The 13,349-nt window shown below is 64.0% G+C and carries 11 protein-coding genes; 5 read left to right on the top strand and 6 right to left on the bottom strand.

Features of this window, described 5'->3' with window-relative positions; translation table 11 throughout:
* The first annotated feature begins 351 nt into the window (after window positions 1–351).
* Window positions 352–1,356: a TorF family putative porin gene (locus JJE66_RS05465; protein WP_200513069.1), complete on the top strand. Its 1,005-nt coding sequence runs from the start codon at window positions 352–354 to the stop codon at window positions 1,354–1,356.
* Window positions 1,357–1,569: 213 nt separating this feature from the next.
* Here JJE66_RS05465 and JJE66_RS05460 read toward each other — a convergent pair whose 3' ends face one another.
* Entirely contained in the window at window positions 1,570–3,327 is a 1,758-nt protein-coding gene (locus tag JJE66_RS05460) for an ABC transporter ATP-binding protein/permease (RefSeq protein WP_200513068.1), read from the bottom strand.
* Between the two features lie 313 nt (window positions 3,328–3,640).
* Here JJE66_RS05460 and JJE66_RS05455 point away from each other — a divergent pair, with 313 nt between their 5' ends.
* The gene (locus JJE66_RS05455; protein ID WP_200513067.1) at window positions 3,641–5,305 is read left to right on the top strand and encodes an L-lactate permease; all 1,665 of its coding nucleotides are present in this window, start codon (window positions 3,641–3,643) and stop codon (window positions 5,303–5,305) included.
* A gap of 136 nt (window positions 5,306–5,441) precedes the next feature.
* A complete protein-coding gene (locus tag JJE66_RS05450) occupies window positions 5,442–5,840 on the top strand; it encodes an META domain-containing protein (protein ID WP_200513066.1) in 399 nt (132 codons plus the stop codon).
* A gap of 151 nt (window positions 5,841–5,991) precedes the next feature.
* On the opposite strand, the gene JJE66_RS05445 is transcribed toward JJE66_RS05450, so the two are convergent.
* The 3 genes from JJE66_RS05445 to groES all read right to left on the bottom strand — a co-directional run bounded on the left by JJE66_RS05445 (window position 5,992) and on the right by groES (window position 9,515).
* Window positions 5,992–7,203, bottom strand: a complete 1,212-nt coding sequence (locus tag JJE66_RS05445; protein WP_200513065.1) for a hypothetical protein — start codon at window positions 7,201–7,203, stop codon at window positions 5,992–5,994.
* A gap of 238 nt (window positions 7,204–7,441) precedes the next feature.
* Window positions 7,442–9,070, bottom strand: a complete 1,629-nt coding sequence (gene groL, locus JJE66_RS05440; protein ID WP_200513064.1) for a chaperonin GroEL — start codon at window positions 9,068–9,070, stop codon at window positions 7,442–7,444.
* Window positions 9,071–9,218: 148 nt separating this feature from the next.
* Complete coding sequence (gene groES, locus JJE66_RS05435; RefSeq protein ID WP_200513063.1) at window positions 9,219–9,515, bottom strand: co-chaperone GroES; 297 nt, start codon at window positions 9,513–9,515, stop codon at window positions 9,219–9,221.
* A gap of 321 nt (window positions 9,516–9,836) precedes the next feature.
* Between groES and JJE66_RS05430 the strand changes: the two genes are divergently transcribed.
* Window positions 9,837–10,358 (top strand): hypothetical protein, encoded by a 522-nt coding sequence (locus JJE66_RS05430; protein WP_200513062.1) that lies wholly within the window; start codon window positions 9,837–9,839, stop codon window positions 10,356–10,358.
* Window positions 10,359–10,459: 101 nt separating this feature from the next.
* On the opposite strand, the gene JJE66_RS05425 is transcribed toward JJE66_RS05430, so the two are convergent.
* Complete coding sequence (locus JJE66_RS05425) at window positions 10,460–11,224, bottom strand: protein phosphatase CheZ (protein ID WP_200513061.1); 765 nt, start codon at window positions 11,222–11,224, stop codon at window positions 10,460–10,462.
* Between the two features lie 314 nt (window positions 11,225–11,538).
* On the opposite strand from JJE66_RS05425, the gene JJE66_RS05420 reads away from it, so the two are divergent.
* The gene (locus JJE66_RS05420) at window positions 11,539–12,354 is read left to right on the top strand and encodes a L,D-transpeptidase (RefSeq protein WP_200513060.1); all 816 of its coding nucleotides are present in this window, start codon (window positions 11,539–11,541) and stop codon (window positions 12,352–12,354) included.
* A 69-nt stretch (window positions 12,355–12,423) separates the two neighbouring features.
* On the opposite strand, the gene JJE66_RS05415 is transcribed toward JJE66_RS05420, so the two are convergent.
* Window positions 12,424–13,248, bottom strand: coding sequence for a DUF2076 domain-containing protein (locus tag JJE66_RS05415; RefSeq protein WP_200513059.1), 825 nt, complete (start codon window positions 13,246–13,248; stop codon window positions 12,424–12,426).
* Window positions 13,249–13,349 lie beyond the last annotated feature (101 nt).

Raw genomic sequence — 13,349 nt, 5'->3', positions numbered from 1 at the left:
AGCGGCGACGCTGCGGCCTTTTTGCATCGCTGTCGCGGCTGCGGAGGCTGCCCTTTGATGAGTCAGCTGATTCGTAGCACGCGCGCCACGGGTCCGCGGACCTACGTAGTAACCCGGGCCCCTCTGTGCACTTCGGCGTGAAAATAATGTGATCGAGAAGCAACACCGTCCGACAACCTTTCGTGGAATCGTCAGAACGCCCAAAAAGTCGGCAGATGCCCGTGTTTTTTGCTTCACGGTTCACGTCCCTCACTACAAATTGCGGGGGTAACGCAATTTGCAATCAGGTCGGGTGGCCCCGGGGGGCCTCCGGAACTCGACTGGGGTCAAGAACTGGTGATGGGGATCTAAATGAAAAAAGTGACTTTGTTAGCAACGGCGCTGGCAATGGTGACGAGTTCGGCTTTCGCGGCGGACATGCCCTTGAAGGCTATGAAAGCTCCTCCGGCGCCCGCGTTTGATCCTTGGGACATCGCCTTCGGCGGCGCGATCATGAACGATTACATCTTCCGCGGCGTGACCCAGTCGAACCACAAGCCGTCGGTGGCGGCCTATTTCGAGCCGCGCTACAACATCAACAAGGATCTCCAGCTGTACGCCGGCGTGTCGGCCGAGAGCATTTCCTTCGCCAACCGCGCCGCGGCTGAAGTCGATATCTACGGTGGTATCCGTCCGACCTTCGGCGCGTTCGCCTTCGACATCGGCGTCTGGGGCTACCTGTATCCGGGCGGGAGCTGCGCCGACAACGTGCTCACCGGCGGCATTCCCGGCGGCAACGTCTGCGCCGTCAGCACGAGCACGATCTTCCTCGGCGACGGCAACGTCATGAAAAAGGACGTCAGCTTCTTCGAAGTCTACGGTAAGGTGAACTATACCATCAACGACAGCTTTACGGTCGGCGCGACCGAGTACTACTCGCCGAACTTCCTGAACTCGGGCGCTTGGGGCAACTACGCTTCGTTGACCGCCAAGTGGACGGCGCCGAGCACGACCTTCGGTGCCTCGGGTGTCGGCATGTACGCGTCGGGTGAATTCGGTCGGCAGTGGTTCGGCACGTCGGACGCCTTCTATGGCACCGGTGTCGGCACCGTTTTCGCCAACGGTATCCCCTACAAGGACTACAACACCTGGAATATCGGCATCGGCTTCACGTACAAGGTGTTCACGCTGGATCTGCGTTACTCCGACACCGACCTGAACAAGGGTGATTGCAACGCCTTCACCAGCGCCTTCAACGCCTCTGGCACGACCAACGTCACCCCGATCAACCCCGGCGGTGCCGGCTCGAACTGGTGCGGCGCGGCCGGCGTCGCCAAGCTGTCGTTCGATCTGACCGCGATGAGCAACCTGAAGTAGGTTTCTTCCCGAAGAGACTTGATGAGGGCGGCAGAGCAATCTGCCGCCCTTTTGCTTTGCACCCCGGTATCTCCACGAAGCGTCATGTCCGGGACAAGCTCGGCCATGGGGAGGCGGAAACATCGCTGAGAAGTCCGGCGGCGACTTCGCAATCAGGAAGGCCTGGCTTCCGTTCCGCGGTCGAACCGCTCAACCCGGATTGGCGGCCACGCCTCAGCGCACTGTGCTCGGCTCCGCCTTGGTCCGCTCGTCGCCGAGGACGTGGATGTCGCCGTTCTCCACCATCGTCACCTTGCGGGTGTGGAAGGCGTCGAGCGTCGAGCGGTGACCGATCGAGACGATGGTGGCCTGCGGCAGCTTCTCCGCCAGCAGCCGGTAGAGCCGCGCCTCGGACGGCTCGTCGAGCGAGGCGGTGGCCTCGTCCAGGAACAGATAGTCCGGCGCATGCAGCAGCGCGCGGGCAAGCCCCAAACGCTGCTGCTCGCCGAGCGACAGCATCCGGTTCCAATGACCGTCCTCGTCGAGCCTGTCGGCGAACTCGGGCAGCCCGACGGCAATCACCGCGTCCTGGACTCGTGGCGGCTCGAATGCGCCCCGCTCCGCCGGATAGACCACCGCATCGCGCAACGGTCCGACCGGGAAGTAGGGGCGCTGCGGCAGCATCATCAGCGTGGCGTTTTCCGGAATGGAAATGGTGCCGCTGCCGAACGGCCAGATACCCGCGATGGCCCGGAACAGCGTCGATTTGCCGGAGCCCGAGGGCCCGGTGACCAGCACGCGTTCGGGCGTGTGGATGGTGAAGCCATCGGTTGCGACCAGCGGCGCGCCGTCGGGCAGGTTCACGCGAAGCTGGTCGAGGTGGATGTCACGGCTGCCGATTGCCGCTTCGATGTCGATCGAGGGCTTGCGCACGGCGAGCCTGCCGGTCGAACGGACCGACATCTCAAACCCATCGAGACGGGCGACGACGGCACGCCATTCCGCAATCGATCGATAAGCGGTCACGAAGAAGGACAGCGCGCGCTGCACGCTGCCGAACGCTGAGCCGGTCTGCATCATGTCGCCGAGTTGAATCTTCTTGGCGAAAAAGGCCGGCGCGACCAGTGCGTAGGGCACGATCACGGCGGCCTGGCTGTAGCTCGCGGTGAACGCGGTGAGGCGCTTGGTCCGGGTCATGATCGCGTACCAGTTGCCGGCCACGCGACCGAAGCGATGCAGCAGGCGACCGCGCTCGGCGCTCTCGCCGTTCAGCAGCGCGATCTGCTCGGAGTTTTCACGGACGCGGACGAGGTTGAAGCGGAAGTCGGCTTCATAGCGCTGCTGCTCGAAATTGAGATTGACCAGCGGCGCGCCGATCAGATGCGTCAGGGCCGTGCCGAAGATCGCGTAGACCAGCGCACCCCAGCACAGATAGCCGGGAATCACGACATCGATGCCTAATAGGTGCAAGGGCGCGGCATTGGAGAGACCCCAGAGGATGATGACGAAGGAAAAGAGCGTCACAATCGAGGAGAGCAGGCCGAGTCCGATGGTCAGGGTCTGTTCGACGAAATTCTTGACGTCGTCGGTGATGCGCTGGTCCGGGTTGTCGGCTGCATCGCCCGTGAGCTGCATGCGGTAGTGCGTCGCGTCCTCAAGCCATTCGCCGAGATAATGCTGCGTCAGCCATTGCCGCCAGCGAATCTGAAGCCATTGGTTCAGGTAGAGCTGATAGACGGCCAGTGCGATGAAGCTGGCGGCGAGGATAACGAAGAACCAGACTTCGCTGACGAACCTGTCCCAGTTGTACTCCTGAAGCGCGGTGTAAAATCGGTTCTGCCACCGATTGAAGAGGACGTCGACCGCGACCAGCGCCAGTTCGATCGCGATCACTGCTGCGAGCAGGCCGCGGCCGGCCCATTTGTCCTCCGACCGGAAATAGGGGATGGCGATTCGCCAGACGATCGCGAGCGTGGCGCGGATGGTGTTCACAGAGCTCTTTCTCCTCAGGGGGTGTGCGCAAATGCCCGGCGCCAAAGGGCTGACGCAATGGCGAAAATCGGTGCGCTTAGACTAAAGTCGCAAGTTCTGCAATTTGCGTTGGCTTGTCGCGGCTTGCAACCCTAGCATGGGTGTAACGGCGTGGGGTGGGGGCCTCCAGGACTTCGCGGGCTTGTGAGTGGGACGGGAACCGCGGCACTCGCGAGGAATTCGTGTCCGGCTCGGGGGTTATCGCTTCAGCGTTAAGCAGGATCGGCTGTCCACGCGGCCCGCCTGCCGCACACATGCGTGGGGGAGCAAGACCATGTGGAATCAAATCTATGATCCGCTGCACAGCCCTGTGCTGTCGACGATCGCGGCGGCGATACCCGTCGTTACGCTGCTGGTCCTGATCGCGAGCGGTCGCGTCAAAGCGCACATCGCCGCCGTGGTCGCGGTGATCGTCACCAACCTGATCGCTATCTTCATCTTCACCATGCCGGCAAACATGTCGCTCCGCGCCTCGGTGCTCGGCATCGTCACCGGCTTCTTTCCGATCGGCTGGATCGTCCTCAACGTCATCTTCCTCTACCAGGTGACGGTGACGACCGGACGTTTCGAATTGCTGAAGCGCGCGGTCGGCGGCGTCACCGAGGACCGGCGCCTGCAGCTCCTGCTGGTGGCATTCTCGTTCGGCGCCTTCTTCGAAGGCGCATCGGGCTTTGGCACGCCGGTCGCGATCACCGGCGCCGTGCTGATCGGCCTCGGCTTCTCGCCGCTCGCGGCCTCCGGCCTTTCGCTGATAGCCAACACCGCGCCGGTGGCCTATGGCGCGCTCGGCACGCCGATCCAGGGCCTTGCCTCCGTTACCGGGCTCGATCCCTACATTCTCGGCGCGATGGTCGGACGCCAATTGCCGTTCTTCTCGCTGATCGTGCCGTTCTGGGTGGTGTGGGCGTTCGCGGGCTGGCGGGGCATGAAGGACGTCTGGCCGGCGATCCTCGTCACCGGTGTGTGTTTCGCAGTCCCGCAATTCGTGATCTCGAACTACGTCAACCCCTGGATTGTCGACATCGGGGCGTCGCTGATCTCGATGGGCGGTCTGATCCTGTTCCTGAAGGTGTGGCAGCCGAAGCAGCTCTGGCTGTCGCCGGCGTTGCGCGGCCGCGACGAATCGACCTCCCACATGGGCGCAACCACGCCGCTCGACAAAACGCCGCTCACGCAGGCCGAGCTGTGGAGCGCGCTGCTGCCATGGATTATCGTCTGTATCGTGATGCTGATCTGGGGCAATGGTGCGTTCAAGACCTGGGCGAATTCGATCTTCACCTGGAACTACGCCGTTCCCGAGCTGCACCAGATGATCAACAAGATGCCGCCGGTGGCCGCCAAGCCGACGCCGGAGGGCGCGGTGTTCGCGTTCACCTACCTGTCCTTCACCGGCACGGGCATGCTGATCGCGGCGATCGTCTCGGGCTTCCTGATGGGGGTTGGGCCGGGGCGGCTGTTGGTGGAGTATGGCCGCACCATTCGCCTCTGCGCGATCTCGCTGATCACGATCTCGGCGATGCTGGCGATCGGCACGCTCACTCGTCTCTCGGGTGTCGACGCAACGCTCGGTCTCGCCTTCGCAGCAACGGGCGTGCTCTATCCCTTCTTCGGCACGCTGCTCGGCTGGTTGGGTGTGGCGTTGACGGGATCGGACACCGCATCGAACATCCTGTTCGGCAACCTCCAGAAGATCACGTCGCAACAGATCGGCCTGTCGCCGATCCTGATGGCGGCAGCGAACTCTTCCGGCGGCGTGATGGGCAAGATGATCGATGCGCAATCAATCGTGGTCGCCTCCACCGCCACGCGGTGGTACGGCCATGAGGGCACGATCCTGCGCTTCGTGTTCTGGCACTCCATCGTGCTGGCCTGTCTGGTCGGCGTTCTCGTGACGCTCCAGGCCTATGTCTATCCGTTCACGGAGCTGGTCTTGAAGTAGCAGGCGGCGCCTGGCCTCGACGCAAATCCCCGCGGGAGCATCCCGCGGGGATTTTGCCGCTTGTACCGACGAACCTTCTCAAAGGCTTCGCCGTCTTATAGAAAACCCCGGCGAATCGGGTCGGTCGAGAGGTCTCATGGTGTCGTTGAAGCAGATGGTCTGTGCCGCGGCTGCGTTGCTTGCGACGTCCGCGGTCGCGCATGCGGAAGAGGGCTTTCCCTTCGGCACCGAGATGACGCTGGAGGCTGTGCCGCAGCCCGGCTCGAAGCGGATCCCGAACATCGAGATCGGTGACAATGGCGAGGTCGTGCTCGAGCTCTGGTGCAAGGGCGGCAAGGGCCAGTTCTCGGTTGCCGGCAACACCGTGATCTTCGTCCCCGCCCAGATTCAGGACCGTTCCTGTCCGCCGGCAAAAGCCCTGGCCGATGACGATCTCGTTGCGGCGCTCAGCAGTGTCGAGACCTGGAAGCGCCAAGGCGACGTGCTCACGCTGATCGGCCCGAAGCCGCTGCGGTTCCGTACCAACGGGAATTAGCGCTCTTGCGTCCCGGACGCGGTGCGGCACGAAGTGCCGCCCCGCTGAGCCGGGACCCAGAATCTATCCACGATTTCGCTCGAGGCTTCTGGGCCCCGGCTCTGCAGCACACCGCTGAAGAAGCGCTGCGCTGCGTCCGGGGCACGAGAGCCTATTTCCACACCGACTTGTCGGCGTCCCAGCGCTGGCCCTTCAGCTCTTTGGCGAGCGCCTCGACCGAGCCGTCGTCGTCGGGTTGGTCGCCTTCTTCATCCGCGGCCGCCTCGTCCGACACGTTGAGCTTGGCGCCGATGCTCTCATCAGTGGTCGTGGTCGAGGGGCTGCCGATCCAGACGATCAGCTTGTCAGTGCTGCCCGGCTTGTCGGCCGAGACGAGGCCCGAGATCTCGATCGTGTCGGTGAGCTCGAGTGCCGGGAAATCCTGGTTCGGCCGCTTGAAGACGAGCTTCAGCTTCCCGGTTGCGGGGCTGAAGCTTTGCGAGACTGGCTTTGCCGCGAGCGTCTTGCCCAGCACGCCGGCAATCGCGGTGGCGAGCTTGTCGCGGTTGATCTTGTCGCCGTCGCGCCAGTCGGCGGCGGGGATGCGGATGGTGCGGTCCATCTCCGCCAGCCCCGCGGTCCAGCCGGCGGCCGTGACACCGGGCATCGCCCTGAATTTCGCGAGCAGTGCGGCCGCGTGCTCCGGATCGACCGACATGTTGATGGTCTGCTCGCCGGCGCGCAACGCGTCGCAGCCGACGGTCAGGCTTGCCAGCGTCACCTCGACGTCCTGGCCCTTGAGGCTCTTCAGGAAGTCGGTCGCGGCATCCAGCTTGACCTTGACCGCGATCGCCTCCGGCGAGACTTCGGTAAAATCCTTCGGCTGGGGCGTGATGCCGTCGTCGGTGGTCTGGTTGTCGAGAAATTCCTTCTCGCTGAGATCGGCATTGTCAGGCGAGGTCACCTCGGTCACGGCCTGGCCGATGCCGATCTGGCCGCGGAACTCGAACGTGTCGCCGGTGGCTTTGCGCGTCAGCTTGACCGTGACCGGTGCCTTCGCGCCGAGGCTTGAGGTCGTGCCGGTCAGCGTCTGGCCGGAGATCTGGAGATTGACGACGAAACGGTCCTTGCGGTCGGAGTTCTTGGCGACGGGGTAGCAGACGTCGAGCACGGCGGCGGTGAGCGTCTTGCCGCTCCGAGTCTCCTTCAGGATTACGTCGGCATTGCCGTCCATGAGACCGTCGATCGAGGTGAAATAGCGCGTTTCCGTGCCGCCCGGCGCCGCGGCCTTCGGCGACAGCTTCATCTGGGCAGATACGAGCCCTGGTGACATGACGAGCAGGGCCGCCAAAAGAGCCGTCGGGCAAACCAGAAGCGCGCGCATTGACGAAATCCTCGATCAAAAAGGCATGATCCGGAAAAGTGTGAAGCGGTTTTCCGAGAAGATCATGCCCAAACAATAACCTAAAGCGCGATGACGGTTCCGGCGGCTTCGCGTTTTAGAATCGGCGCCACCGTAGTGGGTTTTGGCCGCCGGTTGAATCGGAAAGCGCAGCGTATGATCGGCAAAAAAGAAGGCCGCCCGGAGGCGGCCTTCGCAACATTGTCAGGTGAGGATGGGCTTAGAAGCCGCCCATGCCGCCGGCCGGCATGCCGGGCGCGGCTTCCTTCTTCGGCGCCTCGGCGACCATGGCCTCGGTGGTCACCAGCAGGCCGGCGATCGAGGCGGCGTCCTGGAGTGCGGTGCGCACGACCTTGGCGGGGTCGATGATGCCCTTCTCGACCATGTCGACATAGTCCTCGTTCTGGGCGTCGAAACCGAAGGTCTCGGACTTGTTCTCGAGGATCTTGCCGACCACGATCGAGCCCTCGACGCCGGCATTCTCCGAGATCTGGCGGATCGGAGCTTCCAGCGCCTTCAGCACGATGTTGATGCCGGCCTGCACGTCGGCATTGGCGTGGGTGAGACGACCGACCGCCTTCTTGGCGCGCAGCAGCGCGACGCCGCCGCCGGGGACGATGCCTTCCTGCACCGCCGCGCGGGTGGCGTTGAGCGCGTCCTCGACGCGGTCCTTCTTCTCCTTGACCTCGATCTCGGTGGCGCCGCCGACGCGGATCACCGCGACGCCGCCGGCGAGCTTGGCAAGGCGCTCCTGCAGCTTCTCACGGTCGTAATCCGAGGTGGTCTCCTCGATCTGGGCCTTGATCTGGCCGACGCGGGCCTCGATCTCCGGCTTCTTGCCGGCGCCCTTGACGATCGTGGTGTTCTCCTTGTCGATCACGACCTTGCCGGCGCGGCCCAACATCTTCACGGTGACGTTCTCGAGCTTCATGCCGAGGTCTTCGGAGATGAGCTGGCCGCCGGTGAGGATCGCGAGGTCCTCCAGCATGGCCTTGCGGCGATCACCGAAGCCCGGCGCCTTGACGGCGGCAACCTTCAGGCCGCCACGGAGGCGGTTGACGACCAGGGTGGCCAGCGCCTCGCCCTCGACATCTTCGGCGATGATGACGAGCGGCTTGCCGGACTGCACCACGGCTTCCAGCACCGGCAGCATGGCCTGCAGGCCGGAGAGCTTCTTCTCGTGCAGGAGGATGTAGGCGTCCTCGAGCTCGGCGGTCATCTTCTCGGGGTTGGTGACGAAATAGGGGCTGAGATAGCCGCGGTCGAACTTCATGCCCTCGACGATGTCGACTTCGGTGTCGAGCGACTTGTTCTCCTCGACGGTGATGACACCCTCGTTGCCGACCTTCTGCATCGCCTGTGCGATCATCTTGCCGATGGCGGTGTCGCCGTTGGACGAGATGGTGCCGACCTGGGCGACCTCGGAGGAGGCGGCGACCGGCTTGGCGCGCTTCTCGATGTCCTTGATCACCGCTGCGACCGCGGTGTCAATGCCGCGCTTGAGGTCCATCGGGTTCATGCCGGCGGCAACCGCCTTGGCGCCTTCGCGCACGATGGCCTGGGCCAGCACGGTGGCGGTAGTGGTGCCGTCGCCGGCGGTGTCGTTGGTCTTGGAGGCGACCTCGCGCACCATCTGGGCGCCCATGTTCTCGAACTTGTCCTCGAGTTCGATCTCCTTGGCGACGGTGACGCCGTCCTTGGTGATGCGGGGCGCGCCGAACGACTTCTCGATGACGACGTTGCGGCCCTTCGGGCCGAGCGTCACCTTGACGGCGTTGGCGAGAATGTCGACGCCGCGCAGCATGCGATCGCGCGCGTCTCCGGAAAACTTGACGTCCTTGGCAGCCATGGTCTGCAATCCCTGTTATGTCGTGATGTATCGTGTTTCGTGGTGTATCGTGTTTCGCGGTGTGTCTCGGGTCGAACCCTGCGGAATGATGGATGCCCGGATCGTGCGACCCGGGCATGGCATTCAGCGGCCGTTCAGGCGTCTGGCCTTAGGCCATCACGCCCATGATGTCCGACTCCTTCATGATCAGGAGCTCTTCGTTGTCGATCTTGACCTCGGTGCCCGACCACTTGCCGAACAGCACGCGGTCGCCGACCTTGAGGTCGATCGGGATCAGCTTGCCCGCCTCGTCGCGGCCGCCGGGGCCGACGGCGACGACTTCGCCCTGGGACGGCTTTTCCTTGGCGGTGTCGGGGATGATGATGCCGCCCCTGGACTTTTCCTCGGCGTCGATACGTTTGACCACGACACGGTCATGCAGCGGACGAAATTTGGACTTAGCCATGACGTTTCCCTTTGGAGGCGCGCTTTTCCGAAAGCAGCGGAAGGTGGGTGAGGGCGGCGCTCCCGTCCAACCTCTCCCCGAGGATCGAACGGCGCGCTTAGCAATCGGTCTTTCCGAGTGCTAATAGTGTGCGCAGGGGATATGGCTTGGCTGCGATCCTGTCAAGCAAAGGTGGTTAAGCGATTGGTGAGGCGGATATAGGATGGTGTCTTCGGAAACTCGATTCCGGCGCGGGCGTAGTTTAGGACGTCATTGCTACGGCTGCGGTTTTGCGCTTGGCTGCGGGAGGGATGCGGCCATGGTTTTGTTCGGGGGAATGCCATGATCAGTTCAGCTCACGCGCGCACGGTTGCCCATCTGGCCGTCGCCTCTTGCCTGGCGCTGCTGCTTGGCGCCTGCGGCGGTGGTTTCAGCCTGCCGTCGTTTTCCTCGTCCCAGCCGCCACCCGCGGCCGAGGCGGGCCCCGGCCCGGAAATGCCGGCGTCGATCCGCGCCGACGAGATCGTCGGACGCTGGGGCCTCGCCTCGTTCCAGAACCCGGCCGACCGTGCCCGCACCGAGGCGGCCGCGCGGGCCCAGTGCAAGAATCCTTACGTGATCGGCGCCGGCACCTCTGGCGGCGTGGTCATGCATCTCGCCGACCAGGCCACGCCGCAGGAACTGCGGCTGAAGGGCTCGCCGGGCGGGAAGAACTATATCGGCCCCTCCGGCCCGACGCCGGGCGAGCAGGACCGCGAGATCGTCTCCTTCGACGGCCGCGTCATGATCACCCGCTTCGTCGACAAGGACGCCGCCACCCGCTACGGCAACATGGTCTACGTCCGCTGCGGGCCAAGGGCGTGATCGGATGTCCGGCCTAACCCTTCGTCATTGCGTGCAATGACGAAGACAACAAAAAACGCCGGCTCTCGCCGGCGTTTCGCTTTTCCGTATGGCGCGTCCGCTCAGTCGAACAGCGCGTCGATGTCGTCCTGCGAGGCGTGGCCGACGTCGCCGGCGAGCTTCGGGCCGTTGAGCAGCTTTTCGTCCTCGCTGCGGGTGTCGGCCGGCGGCGGCACGTGGGACTTGATCGCGTCGACGCCGCCCCAGATGTCCATCATCGTGTTGATGTGCTGCTCGATGAACTTCATCGTGGTCATGACCTTGCTGATGCGCTGGCCGGTCAGGTCCTGGAAGTTGCAGGCTTCGAAGATCGAGATGACGCGTTCCTGGATGTCGTCGGCGAGCCGCTTCTGCTGGTCGACCGATTGGACCTTGGACATCGCGCTGGCTGCCTGGTCGATCGACTCGGCCGCTTCGAGGATCTGCTGGGTCGCCTGTTCGGTGCCGCCGACCACTGCGCCGAGTTCGCCATTGACCTTGGCCATTTCGCCGCCGTCGAAGCTCTTGCCGTGCAGCGTCGCGATCTCGCGCTTGGTGCGATCGATGGCGTCATGGATGAGGTCGAGCTCGACCTTCAGCTTCTCGCACTGCTCGATCTGGGCGCGGTAGGTGTCCAGCAGCGCGCGCGTATCCGCAACTTCCTGCGCCACGACGGCGTCGCTCGCCGGCAGCACGGCGTGGCTGCTTCGTGCCATTTGCGTGCGGATCGCGCGCAGCTCGGCCATGATTTCGTTGTGCATCGGCGCAGCCTCCTCGATCATTTCGGGGCTGGGCATCTCGCCGACAATAGCCTCCTCGACACGAAAACGTTTGCGGTGAATAGCCATCAGAAACTCCCCCCACCTCACTCACGCGTCTTTGTAGGCAGAAGCAATTTAACACGAGGTTCACAGCGGGAACTGTCGCGCGGCCGCGCGCGACGGCATGAAAACGAGCGATTAACCATGAGGCTGCGCTCTTCATCGAAAATAAACGCTGATCGCCAAATTGCCCCGCCGCTCGCGACGTGGTGAATCGAAACGCCTGATACGTTTACCAAACGAAACAGAGTTTGCTCTTTATTGACCACGTCGAGGACGCGGGAATCAGCCAACGCGTTCGGCGACGAATGCAACTAGACGAAACAGTACAGAGTACGTCGATGTTCAAGAAAATGTCTGTCGCGCTGCTCGGCAGCGCTTGCGCCTTCATCGTTGGCGCCGATCGCGCCAGCGCCTTCGACAATACCGTGCCGAACGATCCGCCCGCGGTGCTCTACCAGCCGCGGGTCTCCCCGGCGCCGGTGCGCGTCGCCTCCAATGCCAACATGGGCGGCGGCTTCATTGAGTTCCTGTTCGGCGATGGGCCCGGCCGCGGCCCGGCCTATGCTCCGCAGCAGCCGATCTATCAGCAGCAGCCCGCCTACAACGATCCGCGCGGCATGCCGCCGATGGGCGAGCCGCAGATGCAGGGTGGATATCAGCAAGGCGCAGGTCTCCAGCAGGAGGCGATCGATCCGCGGCAGCGTCCGTTCGATCCGAAATTCGAGAAGCAACTCGTTGACTATAGCGGCAAGGAAACTGCCGGCACGATCGTGGTCGATTCTTCGAACAAGTTCCTCTATCTGGTCGAGGGCAATGGCCGGGCGATGCGCTACGGCATCGGCGTCGGACGCGAGGGCTTCACCTGGTCCGGCGTGAAGTCGATCACCGCCAAGCGCGAATGGCCGGATTGGACGCCGCCGGCGGAGATGATTGCCCGTCGTCCCGATCTGCCCAGGCACATGGAGGGCGGCCCGGAAAACCCGCTCGGCGCGCGCGCGATGTATCTGGGCTCCACGCTTTACCGCATCCATGGCTCCAACGAGCCCTGGACCATCGGCACCAACGTCTCCTCCGGCTGCATCCGCATGCGCAACGAGGACGTCATCGATCTCTATGGCCGCGTCAATGTCGGCACCAAGGTCGTGGTGATGTGATCACCTGACGTTCGAAATGAAAACGGCCGCCTCATCGGCGGCCGTTTCTGTTTGGCGTTGAGAGCGGCCTCACGCGTAATCGCTGCCGCCGTCGTCTCCGCCGCCGAAATCGCTGTCGTCGGCCGTGTCCATGTTGCCGTTGTTGTCGTCGTCATTTTGATCGTTGTCGTTCTGGTCGTCGTTCGAGGCCTGGTCGAAGAAGCCCTGACGGGAATCCCGGTTCGAACCGATGTCGTCGAGGCCGGCATCGCGGGCGAGCGAGCCGCCGGACTGGTCGCCGCCCCAAGGGCTGCCGCCTGTGCCGCCGCCGCGCTCCTCGATGATGGTGGTGTCGCCGAAAGCCTGATGCGATCCGCCGCCCATCATGCCGCGGATGCTGGAGAGCAGCAGCGAGCCGCCGACCATACCGGCTGCAGCGGCCGCCGCCGTGCCCAGGAACGAGCCGCCGCCACCGCCGACCGGCGGAGCGCCATAGCCTTGACCATAACCTTGGCCTTGCCCGTAAGCCGGCTGGCCGTAACCCGGCTGGGGCTGCGTCTGTTGCATCGCCTGGCCGCTGTTCCAGACCGGCCGCTGCTCGCGTGGCGGCACGTTCGGAACCGAGCCGCGCGAGGGGCCTCCGCCGAACAGCGTGTCGCGCATGGTGTCCAGGAAGCCGCCTGACTGGGCCTGTTCGGGCGCGTGCCCGGCTTCCAGCTCCTGGATGCGGGTATGGGCGCGCTTCAGCGCCTCGTCCTGCAGCAGCACGGTCTGCACTAGCGCATAGACCGCGCCGGGGGCCTTGCGCAGGCCGTCGGAGATCGCAGCGATCGCGTCGGGATCGCGCGGTGCATTTTCCACTTTCGAAAGCCGATCGAAAAGCTCGTCGACGAGCTGGCGTTCCTGCGGCGTCATGATCAATCTCCCTCGCGCGAAACAAGCGCAAGCGGGATGTAGGGTTCCATTGTGGCCCCAACAGTGGCGGCCGGATTAAATTTCGGTATGCGACAAGCTGC

The organism is Bradyrhizobium diazoefficiens, from assembly GCF_016612535.1.
In the GTDB taxonomy this organism is placed as follows: domain Bacteria; phylum Pseudomonadota; class Alphaproteobacteria; order Rhizobiales; family Xanthobacteraceae; genus Bradyrhizobium; species Bradyrhizobium diazoefficiens_C.
The sequence above is the reverse complement of the archived record's forward strand: the minus strand, read 5'-3'. Positions and strand labels throughout refer to the sequence as shown.